This is a genomic window from Actinomadura sp. NPDC048021, from assembly GCF_040653135.1.
Lineage (GTDB): Bacteria > Actinomycetota > Actinomycetes > Streptosporangiales > Streptosporangiaceae > Spirillospora > Spirillospora verrucosospora.
The window spans coordinates 19,525-40,207 of the sequence record NZ_JBEZJQ010000044.1 but is presented as its reverse complement, the minus strand read 5'-3'; the positions used below and the strand labels follow the sequence as shown (position 1 = coordinate 40,207).

Sequence of the window (20,683 nt, the reverse complement as noted above, 5' to 3'; positions counted from 1 at the left end):
GTGCTGAGGCCATTTCGTGACCCGCCGACCTGTTGATCAAGAGCGCGGCGGCGGTCACACTGGCGCTTGCGAAGATCCATTCCGTGGAGGCGCGATGCTCCCCCGCACATCCTTTCCCTCCGGACGCCTGCTGCAGGGCGGCGTCGCGGTCGCGGCGTCCGTTGCGCTGATGGCCGGCAGCGCCTGGGCGTGCCCGCCCGAGCCGGAGAACACCAAGACGCAGACCGGGCAGGCCGCCGCCACCGCCGGCGAGGGCGCCGGCGGCCACGCCGGGCACTACCGCCGGGCCGCGCCCGCGAGCACGAAGTCCGAGGCGGTCAAGGGGGTGCGGCGCGTCGGCGGGGTCTCGGACGCCAAGGGCGCCATCTCCCTGATGTTCATGGACTACGGCCGGGGTCCGCACAAGCGGACGATCATGTACGCGACCGGCCAGTTCGGGCTGAAGGCCTACGACATCAGCGCCGACCCCCGCGTCCCCAAGCTGGTCGGGCAGCTGAACATGCCGGGCATGTGGGAGACCGAGGACACCGACTTCGACCCCAAGCGCAAGATCATCTACCTGTCCCGCGACCCGCGCGCGTTCGGCGGCACCACCGCCACCGGCGAGTCGGGCATCTACGTCGTGGACGCCTCCAAGCCGGAGAGCCTGCGCCAGATCACCTACGTGACGGTGCCCGCGGGGCACACGACGACCTGCGTGGACGACTGCAAGTACCTGTGGACGGGCGGCCCCGCCAAGGCCAGCTGGATGCCCGCGGACTGGGGCGGGCGCCCCGTCTGGGTCACCGACGTCCGCGATCCCGCCAAGCCGAAGGTCCACAAGGACCCGATCGACACGGGCCGCAACGACGGCAAGACCGACTACACCCACGACATCCAGGTCGACTCCGAAGGGGTCGCCTGGGCCTCGGGGCGCGGCGGCGTGCGCGGCTACTACACCACCGGCCGCCACTACGACCCGGTGAAGAGGAAGTGGCGCAAGGCCACCGCGGTCGACCCCGTCCCCTACGCGGGCGGCGGGCTGGACGAGGCCACCACCAACTCCACCTTCATGCACAACAGCTACCGGGCCGTGGGGCGGACCCGGGACCAGGCCGCCGACCCGCGCCGGTGGGGCGACGGAAAGCTGCTGTACGTCACCGAGGAGACGTTCAACGACGGCTGCGCCAACGACGGCCTGCTCGTGATCGCGTCGCTGAAGGGCTCCTACGGCGGTGAGGGCTGGCGGTCCACGCCGGAGCACAAGTTCCGCCTGAACACCGTCGCGACGTGGGGCGTGGCCGGCAAGGAGGGCAGCGACCCCGAGAGCACGGACTGCTCGGCGCACTACTTCGACGTGCGCGACGGCGTGATCGCCCAGTCGTTCTACTCGCAGGGCACCCGGTTCCTCGACGTCACGGACCCGACGAACCCGCGCCAGGTCGCCTACTACCGCCCGGCGGACGCCGCTTCCTGGCAGCCGTACTGGCACGGCAAGTACGTCTACGTCGCCGACAACACCCGCGGCGTCGACGTCCTGGAGCCCACCTTCCGCTGACCGTCCCACCGGGGCCCCACGCCCCGCGCGAAGACCCGTCCCTATCCCCCCGGGGGCGGGTCTTCGTCCTGCTCGGGCCGGGTGTGGCGCGTCTCGATCTCGCCGGCGCCGCGCTCGGCGGCCGCGACCGCGGACCCGGCCGCCCGGCGCAGCTGCTGCCCGGCCTGCTGGACGACCTGGACGGGCCGCGCGGGCAGGTGCCGGGAGGCGCCCCGGTGCCGCCGCCAGTGCTCGCGGGCGCGGGCCCGGTGCTCGACGCGCAGGTTCTCGATGAGCCGGTCGATGTCCATGGACACCTCCCCGTACAGCGGCCACAGGTCCCCGGCCGCGGCCCGCTCGTGCAGCCGCCGGGTGAGCCGGGCGCGGCGCTCGCGGGCCACGTCCACCCGGACCTCCAGCTCGTGCTCGGCGAGGAACGGCCGGGCGTCGCGGGTCAGGTCGGAGCGGGCCAGCCGGCCGTAGGAGGCGACGCTGGCCGCGATCCCGGCCAGCGCGTCGCCGAGCTCGCGGCGCAGCTCGGGATCGGTCAGCAGCCGGCCCCGGTCGCCGAGCCGCTCGTCGTCGGCCAGGGACCGGGTGAGCCCCCGCAGCGACAGCGTGAAGTGCTCCAGCGTCTCCATGGCGTTGCGCAGGGCGACGCCGGCGTCGATGAGCCGCCGCGCCCGCGTCCGCGGGTTGAGCCGGACGCTCTCCTCGGCGGCGCCGAGCTCCCGGTCGGTGCGGCCGAGCTCGCGGGCGAGCCGCTCGGCCTCCGCCTGCCAGCGGGCGGCCTCACCCTGGGTGCGCTCGCCGCGCAGCCCGTCGGCGATGTCGGAGATCAGCTCCCGCAGCTTCTCGGTGACGTCCTGGACCGCCTCCTCGGCGGGCCGCACCCGCACCGTCGGCACCAGCAGCGTGGCCGCCAGCCCGGTGGCGGCGCCGATCAGCGTCTCCAGGACGCGGTCGGCGGCGCCCGCCTCGCTGGCCGACCCCAGCGCGAAGATCAGCATCGCGGAGATCGGCGCCTCCAGCACGTGCTCGCCGAGGCGCAGCGCGTGCCCGATGACCAGGGCGGCGAGGATCGTCAGGCCGAGCGTCCACCAGGAGAACCCGATGGTGCTCGCGGCCAGCACCGCGATCAGCACCCCCGAGGTGACGGCGGCGACCCGCAGGACGCTCGCCTTGATCGTCTGGTAGACGGAGAACTGCACGACGAGCAGCGCGGTCAGCGGCGCCAGCAGCGGCTGCGGCCCGCCGACCGGCAGCACCGCGAGGGCCAGCACGAACGCCAGCGTGGCGGTGATCGTCAGGCGGGCGATGCGGTACGCGGTGGACCGCACCTCCGTGGCCACCCGCAGCGGCGAGCGGCCGCCGCGATCACCTTCGCCGGAGCGGCGGCGGAAGAACACGAGCGACATGCGCTCTGTCATTCCCGCAGGCGGGTAAAGGTCACAGGGATGGACAAAGATCACAAAACGGCTGGGTTCGGGAGCGGAGGGCGCGGGTCACTCCCGCCGGCGGGCGCGGAACGCGGCGACGTTCGTCCGGTTCGCGCAGGACTCCGAGCAGAACCGGCGCCGCCCCGCCCGCGAGGTGTCGGCGTACACGCGGTCGCAGCCGTCGGCGGCGCAGACGCCCGTCCGGCCGAGCCCGTGCTCGACGATCAGTTCGGCGAGGTTCATCAGCGTGGTCGCCCGGAACCGCTCCACCAGGCGGGACGACGGCGGCGCGTAGTGCATGTGCAGGCCGTGCGGCTCGTGGTCGGCCAGGTGCGGGTGCATCGGCATCTCCAGCATCAGCCGGTTCAGCATCGCCGTCGCCTCCTCCAGCCGGGCCGCCTCGAAGAAGGGGCGCAGGACCCGCCCCCAGCGCCGGAAGTCGGCGGCGTCGGCGTCCTCGAACTCCTGCCAGAAGAACTGGTTGTCCCGCAGGAGGCGGCGCAGCGCGTCGGGGGAGTCGTCCCCGTCGGCCGCCGTCGCGGCGTTGACCAGCGCGGCGGCGGCCGCCACCCCATGGCTCTTGTATCCGGTGATGCGCATTGCCCGAGCCTCCGGTCCCGCGGTCGATCAGTAAATGGTAGGTCGCGGCGGGCGGGCGCGGCGGAGGACCGGAGCGCCCGCTAGTGCCGCCAGCGGGTGGCGGCGGCCACCTGCTGCGGCGTCGCCCCGTCCAGCAGCGCGATCTCCCCGCGCCGCACCGCCGCCACCGTGTCGGTGACGGCCTCGCCGAGCGCCTCGCGCAGGACGGTGTCGGCCTCGAACGCCGCGACCGACTCGGCCAGCGACGCCGGCAGCGGGGCGATGCCCCGCGCGGCGCGCTCCTCCTCCGCCAGGCCCGCCGGGTCCACGTCGACCGGCTCCGGCAGCCTCAGGCCGGCGCCGAGGCCGTCCCGCCCCGCCGCGAGCAGCGCCGCCAGCAGCAGGTACGGGTTGGCGGCGGCGTCCAGGCACTTGACCTCCAGGTTCGCGGCGGTGGCCCGCTCGCCCTCGGCCCCCGTCACGAACCGCAGCGCGGCCTCCCGGTTCTCCAGCCCCCAGCACGCGTACGCGCCCGACCAGTGCGACGGGACCAGCCGCAGGTAGCTCGCCACCGACGGCGCGCCGACCGCCAGCAGCGCGGGCAGCCGGCGCAGGATGCCCGCGGCGAACGCCTCCCCGGCCGCCGTCATCCCGTACGGTCCGGGGCCGCCCGCCATCGCGTTCACCGCACCGCCCGCCGTGCCACCCGCCGTGCCGTCCCGCCACAGGCTCAGGTGGGCGTGGGCGCCGTTGCCGACCGAGTCGGCCTCCACCTTGGGGGAGAACGAGGCGGCCATCCCGTGCCGGATCGTCACCGCCCGGATCGTCTCCCGGACGAGCACGGCGGTGTCGGCCGCGCCGACCGGGTCCTCGGCGGCCACCGAGACCTCGTACTGCCCCGGCGCGTACTCCGGGTGCAGCTGGACGACCCTCACGCCCGTCGCCTTGAGGGCCTTCAGAAGGTCACGCAGGTAGTCGGCCAGCTCGGTGACCCGCGTCATCCCGTACGCGGGGCCCTTGCAGGCCGGGGAGAAGTCCTCGCCGTCGCCGTCCGACACCGCCCACTCGATCTCGAACGCGGCCTTCACCGCGTAGCCGAGCCCGGCGAGCCGGTCGGCCTCGCGGCGCAGCAGGGCCCGCGCGTCCAGCGGGTGGACGGATCCGTCCTGGGCGTAGCGGTCCGCGGGCGCGTGCGCCCAGCCCGGCAGCGCGGCCAGCGGGACGAGCCGGTCCAGGTCGGGGTGCAGCCGCAGGTCGCCGGTCGGGCCGCCGATGTGGCGCCCGGACACGATCGAGTCGTCCAGCAGGAACACGTCGAATATCGGGGACATCCCGACGCCCCACGCCGCGGCGTGCTCCAGCCGCTCCACCGGGACGGTCTTGGTGCGGGTGATCCCGCTGACGTCCACCCACGTCAGCGCGACGGCGACGATGCCCTCGCCGGCCATCCTGCGCGCCGCCTCGGCCGCGCGGGCGCCCATCCGGGCCCGGTCGTGCCCGTCGAGGGCCTGCTCTCCGGCGTCGCCGCCTTGCAGGGAGGTATGCGAGGTGGGTTCCACGGCTGCTGGCTCCTGGTCGGGTGGCGGCGGAGGTGAACACGCTCCGTAAGGGCATCGTAGGGAGAACGCAGTCGCGTTTCAGGGAGGATGCGGGAGCCGTGCTGGAGTATCTGGAGTCGCTGCGGCTGGTCGACCACCACTGCCACGGTGTCCTCGGCGAGGACCTCGGCAGGACGGCGTTCGAGGAGGCGCTCACCGAGGCGGAGACCGCGGGACCGCCCGGCGTGAGCATGTTCGACACCCAGGTCGGGTTCGCGCTGCGGCGCTGGTGCCCGCCCGTCCTCGGGCTCGGCGCCCACGCCGAGCCCGAGGAGTACCTGGCGCGCCGGGCCGAGCTGGGCGCTGCCGAGGTGAACCGGCGGTTCCTGGCGGCCGCCGGGCTGGACGTGCTCTGCGTGGACACCGGCTACACGCCGGAGGCGATCCTCGACCCGCCCGCCCTCGGCCGGCTGGCCGGGGCGAGGGCGCACGAGATCGTGCGGCTGGAGACCGTCGCGGAGCGGGCGGCGGCGGACGGCGTCGAGGCGGGCCGGTTCGCCGGGGAGGTGCGCTCCCGGCTCCACGCCGCGTTCGCCGCGGGCGCCGTGGGGGCCAAGTCGATCGCCGCGTACCGGGCCGGGCTGGAGCTGTCGGGGGTGCGGCCGCCGGAGGCGGAGGTCGCCGGCGCGGCCGGGCGGCTGATGCGCGCGGCGGAGAGCGTCGGCGCCCCGCCGCGCGTGTGCGACGAGACCCTGCACCGGTTCCTCGTCTGGTGCGCGGTGGACGCCGGGGTGCCCGTCCAGTTCCACGTCGGCTACGGGGACGTGGACGCCGACCTGCGCCGCGGCGACCCGCTGCTGCTCATCGAGCTGCTGCGCGCCATGGCCCCCGTCCCCGCGATGCTGCTGCACAACTACCCGTTCCACCGGCACGCCGGGTACCTGGCGCAGGTGCTGCCGAACGTGCACGTCGACGCGGGCCTGGCGACCCACAACCTCGGGCACCGGTCGCCCGCGCTCATCGCCGAGCTGCTGGAGCTGGCGCCGTTCGGGAAGGTGCTGTACTCCTCGGACGCGTTCGGGCTGGCCGAGCTCTACCACCTCGGGGCGCTGCTGTTCCGGCGCGGGCTCGCCGGGTTCCTGGCCGGGGGAGTGGAGGACGGAGCCTGGACGGCCCGCGACGCCGAGCGGGTCGCGGGGCTGGTGGCCTCCGGCAACGCCCGCCGGGTCTACGGTCTGGAGTGAGCCGATCTTTCGGGCAGCACCGGCAATCGGGAGGAACCGGCATGGCCGCACGTGAACGCCTGCTCGTCATCGGGGGCGACGCCGCGGGGATGAGCGCCGCGTCCCAGGCCCGCAGGCTGCGCGGCCCCGAGGACCTGGAGATCGTCGCCGTGGAGCGCGGGCGCCACGCGTCCTACTCGGCGTGCGGCATCCCGTACTTCGTCGGCGGCGTGGTGGACGGGCTGGACGCGCTCGTCGCCCGCACGCCCGCCGAGTTCCGCGAGCGCGGCATCGACCTGCGGCTGCGCACCGAGGCCGTGGAGATCGACACGGGCGGCGGCCGGGTGCGGATCCGCTCCCTCGACGGCGGCGGCGAGCGCTGGGAGCCCTACGACCGGCTCGTGGTCGCGACCGGCGCCGTCCCCACCCGCCCGGACCTGCCCGGCGTGGACGCCGAGGGCGTCCACGGCGTCCAGATCCTCGACGACGGCGTGGCGATCCGCCGCGCCGTCGAGGAGCGGGACCCGCGCCGCGCCGTCGTGGTGGGCGGCGGCTACATCGGCCTGGAGATGGCCGAGGCGATGGTGATGCGCGGCCTGGAGGTCTCGCTCGTGGACTTCGCCGACCAGCCGATGCGCACCCTCGACCCGGACATGGGCGCGATCGTCGCGGACGCGATGCGCGGCATCGGCGTGCGGCTGTACCTGGGGGAGCCGGTCGAGGGCTTCGACACCTCCCCGGAGGGGCGCGTCACCGCGGTCCGCACGCGGGACCGCACGCTGCCCGCGGACCTGGTCGTCCTCGGGCTCGGCGTGCGGCCGGCCTCCGGACTGGCCGAGCGGGCCGGGATCGAGACCGGCCCGACCGGCGGGATCGTCACCGACCGGCGGATGCGCACCCGCACCGAAGGGGTGTGGGCGGCGGGCGACTGCGTCGAGACCCGCCACCTGGTCTCGGGCGCGCCGGTCGCGATCGCGCTCGGCACGCACGCCAACAAGCAGGGCCGCGTCGCCGGCATCAACATCGGCGGCGGCTACGCCACCTTCCCCGGCGTGGTCGGCACGGCCGTCTCCAAGATCTGCCGGGTGGAGGTCGCGCGGACCGGGCTGAACGAGGCCGAGGCGGCCGCGGCCGGGTTCGAGACGCTGAGCGTCGCCGTCGAGTCCACCACCCGGGCCGGCTACATCCCGGGCGCCGCCGCGATGACGACCAAGCTGATCGCCGAGCGCCGCTCGGGCCGGCTGCTCGGCGCGCAGATCGTCGGCGAGGAGAACGCCGCCAAGCGCGTCGACGGCCTGGCGATCGCGCTGTGGAACGGGATGACGGTCGAGGAGATGACGGGCCTCGACCTCGGCTACGCGCCGCCGTTCGCGCCCGTCTGGGACCCCGTCCTGGTCGCCGCCCGCAAGGCCGCCGACGCCGTCGAGCGGGACATGCGCTCCGGCTCTTGATCCCCTTTGTCGGTGATCTCCCCTACGGTGTGGCCTCATGGCGACTGCGGGGCCGGGGGCGGCCGACGAGAACACCTGGGAGATGCCGGACGCGTGGCGGCGGGTCGCCCATCCCCGCCGGGACCGGCCGGGGCCGTGGCCGCGGGCGCGGATCGACGCCGCGGCGGTGGAGAAGGCGCGGGCCCTGGTGGAGGCCGCCAGAGCCGGCGTCGAGGACGTCCTCGCGCTGCCCGGCACGCCGCCCGAGCTGGCCGAGCACGGCCGCGCCTACCTGAAGGGCGAGGCCGACGCGCTGGGCGCGGCGGTGGTAGCGACCGTCGCGGTGTCCAAGCGCGGCCTGCTCGAACTCGGCGGGAAGGACCCGTTCCGGGACGCCTGGGCCGCCGAGCACGGCCTGCCGTTCGCGGCGGCCGCCTACGCCGAGCTGCCCGAGGTCACGAGCGACTACCGGCAGGCGGGGAGCCAGGCGACCTGGACCGGTGTGCGCTGGACCGGGACGCCCGGCAACTACCGCGAGTGGTGGTCCGAGGAGAGCGCCGCACGGCACCTGCGCGCCCTGCTGGCCGCCGCCGACGACGACGTGTACGCCGCGTCCGTCGAGGCGCTGGCGACCCGGCGCCGGACGCCGATGCAGCGGATGGTCGTGTCCTACCTGGTGCCGACCAGGGGAGATTGGGTGGACGAGGTCCGCGCCGACCCGGCGATCGTCGGCCTGCCGCCCTTCTCGGTGCACCGGTGGATGCTGTTCTGCTCGCTCGGCGAGCAGGAGCAGGCCGACCCGGCCGTCCTGCCGCTCGGCTACTACGACCGGGGGACGAGCGTCGTCGCGACCCTCGTGGACGGCGTCGGCCCGTCCGGTGCGGTGCCGCTGGTGGCCGGAGCCCTGGAAGGCCAGTACACCGACACCGACACCTACCGGAGCCTGCTGGACGTGCTCGCCCGGCTCCCCGTGGACGAGGCCTTCCAGGCCCTCGTGGACCGCATCAGCCACAGGTACGTCCAGCCCGCGCTGATCGCCGCCGCGCGGGCGTATCCGCGGCGGGCGCTGCGCCTGCTCGCCCCGGCCGCGCGGACGCCGGAGGCGGAGGACCTGCTGCGGGCCCACCTGCTCACCCATCCCGAGCTGGTGGAGGAGACGCTGCCGGAGCTTCCGGAGGAGTCGCGCGCGGTGATCGGCGCGCTCCGCGAGACCACCGTCCGGGTCCCGGAGGCGTCCGGCGACGCCCTGCCGCCGCTGCTCGCGGACCCGCCGTGGACCCGGCCCCGGACGAAGGCCGAACCCGTCGTCGTCAAGGACCTGGCCTCGCCCGGCACGCGCCTCATCGCCTGGGAGCCCGGCGAGCGGGACGCCTGGACGGTGGACCTCCGCCACATGTGGCGATGGGTGGAGCGTCTGGAATGGCCCGCCCAGGTGGAGAAGTTCAGGAACGGCGCGCTGCCCTCCCACCAGCAGCCCGTGCTCTTCGTCGAGGCGCCCGAGGACCTCGTCCGCCCGCTCCTGGCGGGCTGGGAGCCGCCCGACCCCTGGTACGTGGGCGAATGGATGCGGGTCGTCGTCGCCCGGTTCGAGCTCGACGCTCTGGACCCGGCCGTCTTCGCGGCGCGGCGCGACCCCGCGGGCGTGGGCGCCGTCCTCCTGCCGTTCCTGAGCGACGAGGTCGCGCGGCTCATGGCCGACTGGCTCGTGCGGCTCAAGCAGGCGGGCAGGACCGCGCAGACCTGGTTCCGGCGGCACGGCCCGGCCGCCGTCCCGGCCCTGGTGCCGCCCGCCCTCGGCAAGGCGGGCGCCCAGCGCCGCGCCGCCGAGGCCGCCCTGCGGTTCGTCGCGGACCGGCACGGCGCCGAGGCGGTCGTCGCGGCGGCCCGCGTCCACGGCGACCGCGCGGCGGACGCGGTCGAGGCGCTGGTCACGGCCGACCCGCTGGACGTCCTCCCCGCGAAGATCCCGCAGGTCGGCGACTGGGCCGACGTGCGGCTGCTCCCGCAGATCCTGCTGCGCGACCGCGAGCGGGCCCTGCCGGACGCCGCCGCGCGGCACGTCCTGACGATGCTCGCGATGTCGCGGCCCGCCGAGGTCTACCCGGGGGTGCGGGCGGTCCGCGACGCGTGCGACCGGGAGTCCCTCGCCGAGTTCGGCTGGCGGCTGTTCCGGCAGTGGGAGGCGCACGGCGCGCCGTCCAAGGAAGGCTGGGCCCTGGCGCAGCTCGGCCTCACCGGCGACGACGAGACCGTCCGCCGCCTGACCCCGGTGATCCGGGCGTGGCCCGGCGACGGCGGGCACGCCAAGGCGGTCACCGGCCTGGACGTCCTCGCCGCCATCGGCACCGACGTGGCGCTCACGCACCTGCACGGCATCGCGCAGCGGGTGAAGTTCAAGGCCCTCAGGGCCCGGGCGCAGGAGAAGATCGAGGAGGTCGCCGCCGGGCTGGAGCTGACCGCGGAGCAGCTCGCCGACCGGCTCGTCCCCGACTTCGGGCTGGACGCCGACGGCACCCTCACGCTCGACTACGGCCCCCGCCGCTTCGTCGTCGGCTTCGACGAGCAGCTCAAGCCCTTCGTGGCGGACGAGGACGGCGCCCGCCGCAAGGCGCTGCCCAAACCCGGGGCCAAGGACGACCCCGAGCTCGCCCCGGCCGCCGCCAAGGCGTTCTCGGCGCTGAAGAAGGACGTGCGGACCGTCGCCGCCGACCAGCTCCGCCGCCTGGAGGCGGCCATGGTCGCGCGGCGCCGCTGGCCCGCGCGGGAGTTCCGGGAGCTGCTGGCCGGGCACCCGCTCGTCCGGCACCTCGTCCGGCGCCTGGTGTGGCTCGCGTCCGAGGGCGAGGAGGGGGACGCGAGAACGACCGCGTTCCGCGTCGCCGAGGACGGCACGTACGCCGACGTCGACGACGAGACCGTCGAGATCGCCGACACGGCGCGGGTCCGGGTCGCGCATCCCGTCGACCTCGGCGGCTCGCTCGCCGCCTGGTCGGAGGTGTTCGCCGACTACGAGATCCTGCAGCCGTTCCCGCAGCTCGGACGTCCCGTCCACGTCCTCGCCGACGGCGAGGGGAGCGACGGCAGGCTCGAACGGTTCGAGGGCCTGACCGTCCCGGTCGGCAAGGTGCTCGGCCTGACCTCGCGCGGCTGGGACCGCGGCGCGCCTCAGGACGCGGGCATCGAACCCTGGATCTCCCGGCGGCTGCCCGGCGGCCGCCACATCGTCATCGACCTCGACCCCGGCATCGCCGTCGGCGCCGTGGACGCCCTGCCCGACCAGAGACTCGACGCGGTCGGCCTGGCGGACCGCCCCGAGCAGAGGTGGCTCGGCGGCGGCACCACGGGCTCCTTCGCCGACCTCGACCCGGTCACCGTGTCCGAGATCCTCGCCGACCTGGCGACGCTCACCTGAGAAAGAGAACCTCCATGGAACTGCCGAAGGCGCTGCTGGACCCGCCGTGGGCGCGCAGGCCGGCCCCGCCCACCGGTGACGAGCCGATCATCGTCCCCGGCCTGGCGGCGCCGGACGGCCGCGCGATCGTCTGGGAACCCGGCGAGCGCGAGGGCTGGGCCGCGGTCCGCCCGTTCGGGTCCTGGCAGGACGGCGAGTGGGAGGAGGCCGCCGAGGAGTTCCGCGACGGGCGGATGGGCTACGAGCCCACGCGGGCGGGCTTCCTCGCGCAGGCGCCCGAGCATCTCGCGCGGCCGCTGCTGGCCGGGTGGGATCCGCACGTGACCTGGGACTTCCACCATTCCCTCCAGCCGATCGTGGCGCGCTTCGAGACCGCCGCCTGGGACGTGGCGGTCCGGCTCGCCAAGCAGAACCCGTACGGGACGGGCCCGGTCGTGCTGCCGTTCCTGTCCGCCGACGTGGCCCGGATGGTCGCCGACTGGCTCTACCGGCTCACGTCGGCGCAGGAGCTCGCGCACGCGTGGTTCGCGCGGCACGGCCTGGCCACCGTCCCGTACCTGGTGCCGGACGCGCTGGGCAAGCGCGTCGGCCCGCGCCGGGGCGCGGTCAAGGCACTGAGGCTGATCGAGGGCGACGTCGTGGAGGCCGCCCGCGTCCACGGGGACGAGGCGGCCGAGGCGGTCGCGCGGCTCCTCGCCGCCGCGCCTCCCGAGACCGCGCCCGTCGAGCCGCCGGTCCGGGCGCCGTCCCTGCCGAAGTGGCTCGACGCCGGCGCCCTTCCCCGCCCGGTCCTGCGGGACGGCGGCGAACTGCCGGGCGACGCGGCGCGCAACCTGCTGCTCGCCCTGACGGTGAGTCCGGGCGCCCGGCTCGACGCGACCGGTGTCGTGGACGGCGCCGCCCAGGTCTGCGAACCGGAGTCGCTGACCGCGCTCGTCTGGGCGCAGTTCGAGGCGTGGCAGGCGGCGGGCATGCCCAAGGGCAGCGGCTTCGTGCTGTCGGCCCTCGGACGCTTCGGCGACGACGTGGTCGTCCGCAGGCTCGTCCCGCTGGTCAAGGAGTGGCCGGGACGAAGCGGCGGGTACAGCAGCGCCGTCCAGGGCCTCGAAGCGCTGGTCGGGATCGGCACCGACCTCGCCCTGACGCAGCTCAACGGCATCGCGCGGAAGTCCCGGTACAAGGGCCTGCGGGGCGAGGCGCAGCGCAAGCTGGCGCAGATCGCGGAGCTGCGCGGCCTGACGGCCGCGCAGCTCGCCGACCGGCTCGTCCCCGACTTCGGGCTGGACGCCGACGGGATCCTCACCCTCGACTACGGCCCCCGCCGCTTCGTCGTCGGCTTCGACGAGCAGCTCAGACCGCAGGTGGCGGAAGAGGGCGGGGCCCGCCGCAAGGCGCTGCCCAAGCCCGGGGCCAAGGACGACCCCGAGCTGGCCCCGGCCGCCTACCGGCGGTTCGCGGAGCTGAGGAAGGACGTCCGCGCGGTCGCCTCCGCGGAGGTGGCCCGTCTGGAGTCGGACATGGTCACGGGCCGCGCGTGGACGCGCGCCGAGTTCGGCGCGTTCCTCGTCGAGCACCCGCTGATGGGGCACCTCGCCCGCCGGCTGGTCTGGCTGGGCGGCGACCGGGCGTTCCGGATCGCCGAGGACCGGACGTTCGCCGACCTCCACGACGAGACCGTCGATCCCGCCGAGTGGGCGGACGTCCGGATCGCCCATCCGGTGCTGCTGGGCGACTCCCTGGCCGCCTGGTCGCAGGTGTTCGCCGACTACGAGATCCTGCAGCCGTTCCCGCAGCTCGGACGTCCCGTCCACGCCCTCGCCGACGGCGAGGGGAAGAGCGGCAGGCTCGAACGCTTCGAGGGGCCGACCGTCCCCACCGGCCGGATCCTCGGCCTCACCCGCACGGCGTGGAGCCGCGGCGCCCCGCAGGACAACGGCATTGAGCACTGGGTCTCCCGCACGCTGGCGCCAGGGGTCACCGTCGTGGTCGAACTGAGCCCCGGCATCGCGGTGGGCTACGTCGACCTGAACCCCGCCCAGACGATCGAGCGGGTCTGGATCGGCGCGGCGCCCGGCGACCCGTCCCGCGCGATCGCGGACGGTCTCGCCGGCGTCGACCCGGTCCTCGTCTCGGAGGTGCTGGCCGACCTGACCGGCCTGACCGCCTCCTAGGCGAAACGGCTGCTCGGCACGGGGCCGGGGGAGCGCACCATGTCCCTCGGCCCGGTGAGCCAGTGGCCGGCGACCGCGCGGACGAAGCCCGCCAGGCGCTCGTCGGGGTCCGGCGGCGCCCCGTCGCCGCCCGCGTCGTCGTCGGCCCGAGGGTCGGCGGCGACGATCTCGGCGGCCAGCACCTCCTCGGGCCGCTCGTCGGGCGGCATGGTCTCCGGCTCGCCGCCGGCCCCGACCCGCAGCCGCTCGCCCCACGGAGACACCGCCACCTGGTGCAGGAACCCGGTGACGTCGGCGCTCACCACCGGCGGGTCGGTCCAGCACGACGCGTGCTCGAACAGCACCTGCCCCTCGGCCCGCTCCCGCAGTCCGCCGGCGTCCGTCTCGTTCAGGTCGTAGGCGACCACGAGCGCGCCGGGGCGCCCGGGCGCGAACGGCTCGGCGGGCAGCCCGAACAGGCGTGCCGCGGCCAGGCCCAGGATCCGGCTCGACCGGTCGGGCAGCAGGCCGACCGACGCGGGACGCCGCCCCGCCGCGTCCAGGACCAGCCGCAGCCGGTCGAGGGTCCGCCTGCACAGGGCGAAGCTGTCGGACGTGTAGGCGTAGCGCCCCGTCATGCCGTCCGCGAACCCGTACGGCGAGATCGTGGCGAGGACGCCGCCGCCCAGCGTGAAGTGCCAGCCCCGAAGGTCCCGGGAGTCGAGCGGTCCGGCGGCCTCCGCCCGGGCGAGCATCCGCGCGAGCCTGTCGCGAGCCGGGACCCAGTCCTCACCCGGCGCGGGCAGCCGCGCCGCCTCGCGGGCGGCCCGGCCGGGGTCCCCGGAGAACAGCGCGTTGTAGGCCAGCAGGTACCGGGCGGGCCACGGGTCCAGCGCGTCCACCCGCGGCTCCAGGGCCGCGACGGCCTCGGCGTGCCGGTTCTCGCGTTCCAGCGCCGACACCAGCTCCATGAGCAGGACGGGCTCGTCGGGCAGCATCTCCAGCGCGCGCCTCAGCGCCGGGACCGCGAGGAAGGCGACGCCGCGCTCGACGCAGGCGAAGCCGAAGTCGTAGAGCTGCTGCGGCTCCTGCCGGACGGCCATCGCCGCGGCCGCCTCGCGCATGTCGTCGAAGCCCGACAGCGCCGCCGCGCCCTCCATGAGCCGCGCGACCTCGCCCAGCTCCATCGTCTCGGCGTTGAACCGCAGATGCCGGATCAGTCCGGCGATGTCGCCGCTTTCCAGAAGTGCCCGCGCGTCGCTCATGGGCGGCCACGCTAGCCCCGGCGGGCCGCGTGGATCATCCGCTTTTCGCGCTACCCGGCCGACGCCAGTGCCCGCAGGACGTCCGCGACGAGGTCGGCGGTGTCCTCGACGCCGGCCGAGAAGCGCACGAAGCCGGGCGTCACGGCGTCGCCGCCCCAGCGGGCGCGCCGCTCGGCGGAGCTGTGCACGCTGCCGAAACTGGTGGCCTGCATGACGAGCCGCAGCGAGCCGAGGAACCTCTCGGCGGCCGCCTCGTCGTGCAGGGCGAACGACACGACGCAGCCGAACCGGCGCATCTGCCGGGCCGCGACCTCGTGGGACGGGTCGTCCGGCAGCCCCGGATACCTGAGCCCGGACACCTCCGGACGTCCCCGCAGCGCCTCGGCCACCGCCAGCGCGTTGGCCGCCTGCCGGTCCAGCCTCAGCTGGAGCGTGGCGAGCGACCGGTGGGCCAGCCACGCCTCCATCGGCCCGGGGATCGCGCCGACGGTCCTGCGCCAGACCCGGACCGCCTCCGCCAGGGCCGGGTCGCGGGTCGCGACGTGCCCGAGCAGCAGGTCGCCGTGCCCGGTCAGCGCCTTGGTGTCGCTGGCGACGGAGAAGTCGGCCCCGAGGTCGAGCGGCCGCTGCCCGAGCGGGGTCGCGAGGGTGTTGTCCACCGCCACGAGGGCGCCGGCCCGGTGCGCCGCCTCGGAGACCCGCCGGATGTCGCACACGTCCAGGTTCGGGTTGGACGGGGTTTCGAGCCAGACCAGCCGCGCGCCCTCCAGCAGCCCGATCTGGGCGTCGCCCGCGGTCGGCCCCATGCGGACGACCGCGCCGTAGGACTCCAGGCGCTCCTTCAGCGCCCGGGTCGTGTGGTAGCAGTCGTCGGGAAGGACCACGACGTCGCCGGACCGGACCTGCGCCAGAAGCACGCCGGCCACCGCCGCCATCCCCGAGGAGAACGACACGGCCTCCGCGCCGCCCTCCAGCTCGCCGACGGCCCGCTCCAGCAGCGTCCACGTCGGGTTCGACTCGCGCCCGTAGGTGTAGGGCCCGCTCGCCTCCCCGGCCAGGTGGTAGTGCGCCGCGAACACGGGCCCGGGCAGGCCCGGCGCGAAGTTCTCCGCCTCCGGCCGCCCGGCGCCCACGGCCAGCGTCCCGTCCCCGATCTCCATGCGCGCCCCTTCCCGTGGTCCGGCCACCCATCGTCCCACCTGCGGAATCCGGGCGGCCGAACGGCTCAGGGCCCGCGGAGGGAGCCGGCCATGGCGCGGACCGTCTCCGACCCGGCGACGCGGCCGGGCGTTCCAGGGGTCGGTCATTCACCGGATCCCCGGGATTTGTCGGCATGCTCCTCTACGGTGGGGCGGCATGGAAGATCAGCTCCCCGGCGAGAACGACCTGGTGATCCCGGACGCCTGGCGGCGTTCGCTGCACGCGCGGCGCGGCGGCGCCCCCGGTTCCAAGATCAAAGTGCCCGGTCCTGCGGCGGCGGCGCGCGCCGTCCAGGGCTTCGTGGAGCAGGGCCGCGGGGTGGTCGAGGCGCTGCTGAAGGGCGGCGCCGGCGAACCCGAGCTGGCCGAGGCGGCGCGGCGGCACCTGGACGGGCGGCCCGATCCGGCCGGGGCCGCGGTGGTCGCGGCCGTCACCTCGATGGGCGTGGGCGGCCACCAGGGGGACAAGGTGTGCCGGGCCTACGTCGACGCGTGGGTCGGCGAGCACGGGCTCGGGTTCGCGGCGTGCGCGCTGGTCGAGCTGAGCCGGACGAAGGCCGTCCGCAAGGGCGGCGGCACCTGGCTCGGCACCTCCGTCGGCGCGCAGCGCGTCACGGACGAGTACGCGCTCCAGATCCCGGAGCAGGAGGCGAAGCGCGTCCGCGGGCTGCTGGCCGTCGCGTCCGACGCCGACTACGCCGACGCGGTCGAGCGGCTCGCGGCGCACAGGTCCGGCTGGTGCGCGAGCTGGCTGGTGTCGTACCTCGTCCCGACGCGGGAGGACTGGGTCGACGAGTGCTGCGCGGCCCCGCCCCCGCAGACGCGCCGCCACGACCTGCTGGGGATGGTGATGCCGGCGCTGGGCAAGCCGGAGCAGCTCGCGGCGGCGTTCCCGGCGCGCGGCCTGTACTGGGGCCAGGCGAGCCGCGCCCTGCTGGCCAGCATGGCCGACGGCATCGGGCCGGGCGTCCTGCCCTTCCTCCTCACCGAGGTGGACGGCCTCTCCCTGGAGTCCGAGGACCGCAAGCGCATCTTCGAGACGATCGCGATCCTGCCGACGGGCGAGGCGTTCCAGGCGCTGCTCGACCGGCTCGACCGCAAGCACGTCCGGGCCGCCGTCGGGGAGGCCGCCCGCAGGTTCCCGGTGCGGGCGCTGCGGCTGCTGGCCCGCGCGGGCGCCGACGACCTGCTCGCCTCCCACGTCGAGGCCCACCCCGACCTGGCCGGCGCGGAGCTGCCCGGCCTGCCGGAGGACGTCGCCGCCGCCGTCCGGCGCGTCGCCGCCGCGTCCGCCCGCGTTCCGGAGGCGGCGCCCGGCGAGCTGCCCGCCGTGCTCGCCGACCCGCCGTGGCTGAACCCGCGGCGCCCCGTCCTCAAGGGCCTCACCGTCCCGGAGGCGCGGCTCGTGTGGCGGGAGGGCGAGCGGGAGGAGTGGCTCAAGTGGGACCCGAAGACCGAGAAGCCCGACGACCCCGACTGGGAGGCGCTGGTCGGGGCCTACACGTCCGCCGGCCACGACTCGGGCAACGTGCAGCTGATGGTCTACGGGCCGGAGGAGCTGATCCGTCCCCTCATGCCCCGATGGAAGGGCTACGGCGTCCGGTGGGCTCACGTGTGGATGCGGCCTCTCGCGGCCCGCTACGAACTCGACGCCCTGCCCCCGGCCGTCCGGACGGCCAAGGCGTTCCCCGACACCTGCTGCGAGCCGCTGATGCCGTACCTGGACGGCGGCGTGGCGAGGTTCATGGCGGAGGGGCTCGTCAAGCGCGGGGCGCTCCTCGGCCCGGCCCGCCGGTGGTTCGGCCGCCACGGGGTCGACGCGGTGCCCCTGCTCGTCCCGGCGGCGCTCGGCGACAAGGCCAAGGAGCGGCGGCCCGCTGAGACCGCCCTGCGGTACGTGCGGGACCTGCGCGGCCTCGACGGCGTGGTCGCGGCGGCCCGCGACGCGCACGGCGACGAGGCCGCCGAGGCGGTCCGGACGCTGCTGTCCACTCCGCCGGTGGAGACGGGCCTCGACAGGCCCCCCGCCATCGGCGCATGGCTGGATCCGACGCCGCTCCCGCAGGTGCTGCTGCGGGGCGGTGAACGCGCCCTTCCCCGGGAGGCGGTCGGCCGTCTGGTCGAGGTGCTCGCGCTCCCGACCCCGTACGCGATGGACGAGCTGGCGGAGGCGTGCGCACCCGGCACGCTGTCCGAATTCGGGTGGGCGCTCTTCCAGCAGTGGCTCGACGCCGGCAAGCCGTCCAAGGACGCCTGGGCCCTGCGGCAGCTCGGCCGCACCGGCGACGACGACACCGTCCGGCGCCTCACGCCGGTCATCCGGGCGTGGCCGGGGGAGGGCGGGCACAAGAACGCCGTCCACGGCCTGGACGTGCTCGCCGAGATCGGCACCGACGTGGCGCTGATGCACCTGCACGGCATCGCCCAGAAGGTGAAGTTCAAGGGGCTGCAGGCGGAGGCGCAGGAGCGGATCCGGCAGGTCGCGAAGCGGCTCGACCTGAGCACCGACCAGCTCGCGGACCGGCTCGTCCCGGACTTCGGCCTCGACGCCGAAGGGGGCATGACCCTCGACTACGGCCCGCGCCGCTTCCTCGTCCGGTTCGACGAGCAGCTCAAGCCGTTCGTCGCCGACGAGGACGGCAAGCGGCGCAAGACGCTCCCCAAGCCCGCCGCCAAGGACGACCCCGAACTCGCGCCCGCCGCCTACCAGGCGTTCGCCGCGCTCAAGAAGGACGTCCGCACCGTCGCCGCCGACCAGCTCCGCAGGCTGGAGCAGGCGATGGTGACGCGGCGCCGCTGGACGCCCGCCGAGTTCGGCGAGTACATCGTCCGGCACCCGCTCGTCTGGCACATCGCCCGCCGCCTGGTCTGGCTGGCGGAGGACGGCGGCACGACCGCCGCGTTCCGCATCGCCGAGGACCGGACCTTCGCCGACGCCGACGACGAGGCGTTCGCCCTCCCCGCGTCGGCCCGCGTCGGCGTCGCGCACCCGCTGGACCTCGGCGACACGGTGAAGGCGTGGTCGGAGGTCTTCGCCGACTACGAGATATCGCAACCGTTCCCGCAGCTCACCCGCCCCGTCCACACGCTGACCGAGCAGGAGCGCGGCAGCGGGCGGCTGGAGCGGTTCGAGGGCCTCAAGCTGCCCTTCGGCGACGTCCTCGGCCTGGTGAAGCTGGGCTGGGAGCGCGGCGCGCCGCTGGACGCCGGGGTCGAGCGGTGGATCTCCCGGCGCGTCGCCGACCGGCGGTACGTCGTCATCGACCTCGATCCCGGCTTCGCGGTCGGCGCGCTCGACGCCACCGGCGACCACCAGGTCCTCGAGTACGTGTGGCTCGCCGTGGAACCCGCCGACTTCTGGCCCAGCAAGGGGACGCCGCTGACGTTCGGCGAGCTGCACCCCGTCATGGCGTCCGAGATCCTGTCCGACCTGACCGCCCTCGCCGACAGGGCCGAGAAGTGAGCGGCGCGACCGCCCGGGCGACGGCTCACCGGCCGGGACGCGTCCCCCGGCGGCCCGGGCTCGGGACCCGCGGGCCCCGGCCGCCGCACGCGCCGTCCAGGACGGCGGCGACGCGGTCCAGCGTGGTGATCGGCGAGGTGTAGGGGAGGCGCAGATGGTGGGAGCAGGTCGCGTCGGCCGCGAAGGACGGCCCGGGTGAGAGTTCGAGCCCGTGCGCGCGGGCCCGGGCCGTCACGAGGTCGGATCGCACGGCGGTCAGGCGCAACCAGAGCGCGAGCCCACCCGGCGGGACGGTGAACCGCCAGCGGTCGTCTCCGGCCAGCAGCCCGCTCAGGTGGTCGCGCTGCCGCCGCAGGGCCGTCCGCCGGTGGTCCAGGACCGGTGCCGGGTCGCGGAGGAGCTCGGCGGCGACCATCTGCTGCGTCGGCGCCGCGGACAGCGGCTCGCACAGCGGATGGCGGGCCAGTTCGCCGACCAGCGCGGCCGTCCCGCGGATCCAGCCGACCCGCAGGCCGGCCCAGACCGTCTTGGCCGCGGAGCCGACGAGGACGGCGCGGGGTATCCGGGCAAGCGGCGCCGGCGCCGCCCGCAGATCGAGGTCGCGCATGGTCTCGTCCGCCACCACGGTCACCCGGTGCCGTTCGGCGAGCCGGGCCACGGTCCGCCGGGCGGCGCCCGGCATGAGCGCGCCGGTCGGGTTCTGGAAGTCGGGGACCAGGTAGGCCAGCCCGCCCGCCGCGGCCCGGAACGCGTCGTCGAGCTGGTCCAGGTCCCAGCCGTCCGTGGCGACCCGGCAGCCGGCCAGGCGGGTTCCGGCCGCACGGAAGCCGGCCAGCACGGCGGGATAGGTGGGGATCTCCACGGCCGCGGCCCGGGGGCGCAGGTGCGCCGTCAGCAGCGCGAGGGCCGCGCGCGCCCCCGAGGTGATCAGTATCTGCTCGGGCCGCGTGAGGAGTCCTTCGCCTGTGTAGCGGTCCGCGATCAGTGAGCGCAGCTCCGGCAGCCCCGCGCCGGTCTCTCCGCTTTCGGCCAGGACCGGGCCGGAACGCTCGGCCGCTCTCAGCAGTGCCCGCTGATACGCCGTGTGGGGCGCTGCCGGAACCGCCCTTCGCAGGTCGATGGCACCGTCCTCGCCGACGGCCGAGACCGGGGCGACGCGCATCGCCGCCTCCGGCGGAAGCCGCAGGGTGCTCGCGCTGCCGCGGCGCGTGTCGACCCATCCCTCGTCGCGGAGGATGTCCAGCGCCGCGGCCACCGTCCCCCGGCTCACGCCGAGCGCGGCGGCGGCACGGCGTTCGGCGGGAAGCGGGGAACCGACCCGCAACCGGCCGTCCAGGGCGGCGTCGCCGACCGCGTCGGCCAGCGCCCGTGCCAGGGCGACGCCCGGCCTTCGCCACACGCCCAGCGCTGCGGCCAACTGGAGGTCGGTGGTACGCATTGGTCCAGTTTGCCAAGATTGGCCCAGGATC

General features: G+C 75.5%; 12 protein-coding genes. 6 read left to right on the top strand and 6 right to left on the bottom strand.

Annotation, left to right across the window (positions count from 1 at the left end):
* Positions 1 to 94 precede the first annotated feature (94 nt).
* Positions 95 to 1,537 carry a hypothetical protein gene (locus AB0C87_RS41235; RefSeq protein WP_345182480.1) on the top strand — a complete coding sequence of 481 codons (1,443 nt, stop codon included), beginning with the start codon at positions 95 to 97 and terminating at the stop codon, positions 1,535 to 1,537.
* A 41-nt stretch (positions 1,538 to 1,578) separates the two neighbouring features.
* On the opposite strand, the gene AB0C87_RS41230 is transcribed toward AB0C87_RS41235, so the two are convergent.
* From AB0C87_RS41230 to AB0C87_RS41220, 3 genes are all read right to left on the bottom strand, one after another.
* A complete protein-coding gene (locus AB0C87_RS41230; RefSeq protein WP_360581988.1) occupies positions 1,579 to 2,934 on the bottom strand; it encodes an aromatic acid exporter family protein in 1,356 nt (451 codons plus the stop codon).
* A gap of 87 nt (positions 2,935 to 3,021) precedes the next feature.
* A complete protein-coding gene (locus AB0C87_RS41225; protein ID WP_345182485.1) occupies positions 3,022 to 3,555 on the bottom strand; it encodes a CGNR zinc finger domain-containing protein in 534 nt (177 codons plus the stop codon).
* Positions 3,556 to 3,635: 80 nt separating this feature from the next.
* Positions 3,636 to 5,093: a glutamine synthetase family protein gene (locus AB0C87_RS41220; protein WP_360581986.1), complete on the bottom strand. Its 1,458-nt coding sequence runs from the start codon at positions 5,091 to 5,093 to the stop codon at positions 3,636 to 3,638.
* Positions 5,094 to 5,191: 98 nt separating this feature from the next.
* Here AB0C87_RS41220 and AB0C87_RS41215 point away from each other — a divergent pair, with 98 nt between their 5' ends.
* The 4 genes from AB0C87_RS41215 to AB0C87_RS41200 are packed head-to-tail and all read left to right on the top strand — an operon-like array spanning position 5,192 to position 13,308.
* A complete protein-coding gene (locus tag AB0C87_RS41215; RefSeq protein WP_360581984.1) occupies positions 5,192 to 6,316 on the top strand; it encodes an amidohydrolase family protein in 1,125 nt (374 codons plus the stop codon).
* Positions 6,317 to 6,357: 41 nt separating this feature from the next.
* Positions 6,358 to 7,746, top strand: coding sequence for an FAD-dependent oxidoreductase (locus AB0C87_RS41210; RefSeq protein WP_345182491.1), 1,389 nt, complete (start codon positions 6,358 to 6,360; stop codon positions 7,744 to 7,746).
* Positions 7,747 to 7,783: 37 nt separating this feature from the next.
* Positions 7,784 to 11,137: a DUF4132 domain-containing protein gene (locus AB0C87_RS41205; protein WP_360581982.1), complete on the top strand. Its 3,354-nt coding sequence runs from the start codon at positions 7,784 to 7,786 to the stop codon at positions 11,135 to 11,137.
* A 14-nt stretch (positions 11,138 to 11,151) separates the two neighbouring features.
* Positions 11,152 to 13,308: a DUF4132 domain-containing protein gene (locus AB0C87_RS41200; RefSeq protein WP_360581980.1), complete on the top strand. Its 2,157-nt coding sequence runs from the start codon at positions 11,152 to 11,154 to the stop codon at positions 13,306 to 13,308.
* On the opposite strand, the gene AB0C87_RS41195 is transcribed toward AB0C87_RS41200, so the two are convergent.
* Together AB0C87_RS41195 and AB0C87_RS41190 are read right to left on the bottom strand one after the other, a co-directional pair.
* Complete coding sequence (locus AB0C87_RS41195) at positions 13,305 to 14,552, bottom strand: hypothetical protein (RefSeq protein WP_360581979.1); 1,248 nt, start codon at positions 14,550 to 14,552, stop codon at positions 13,305 to 13,307. The two genes, AB0C87_RS41200 and AB0C87_RS41195, sit on opposite strands and share 4 nt — an antisense overlap.
* A 50-nt stretch (positions 14,553 to 14,602) precedes the next feature.
* Positions 14,603 to 15,712 carry a cystathionine gamma-lyase gene (locus AB0C87_RS41190; RefSeq protein WP_345182500.1) on the bottom strand — a complete coding sequence of 370 codons (1,110 nt, stop codon included), beginning with the start codon at positions 15,710 to 15,712 and terminating at the stop codon, positions 14,603 to 14,605.
* 196 nt (positions 15,713 to 15,908) lie between these two features.
* On the opposite strand from AB0C87_RS41190, the gene AB0C87_RS41185 reads away from it, so the two are divergent.
* Positions 15,909 to 19,214, top strand: a complete 3,306-nt coding sequence (locus AB0C87_RS41185) for a DUF4132 domain-containing protein (protein ID WP_360581976.1) — start codon at positions 15,909 to 15,911, stop codon at positions 19,212 to 19,214.
* Between the two features lie 25 nt (positions 19,215 to 19,239).
* Here the strand turns inward: AB0C87_RS41185 and AB0C87_RS41180 are convergent, their stop codons facing one another.
* Positions 19,240 to 20,652 carry an aminotransferase class I/II-fold pyridoxal phosphate-dependent enzyme gene (locus AB0C87_RS41180; RefSeq protein ID WP_353835616.1) on the bottom strand — a complete coding sequence of 471 codons (1,413 nt, stop codon included), beginning with the start codon at positions 20,650 to 20,652 and terminating at the stop codon, positions 19,240 to 19,242.
* Positions 20,653 to 20,683 lie beyond the last annotated feature (31 nt).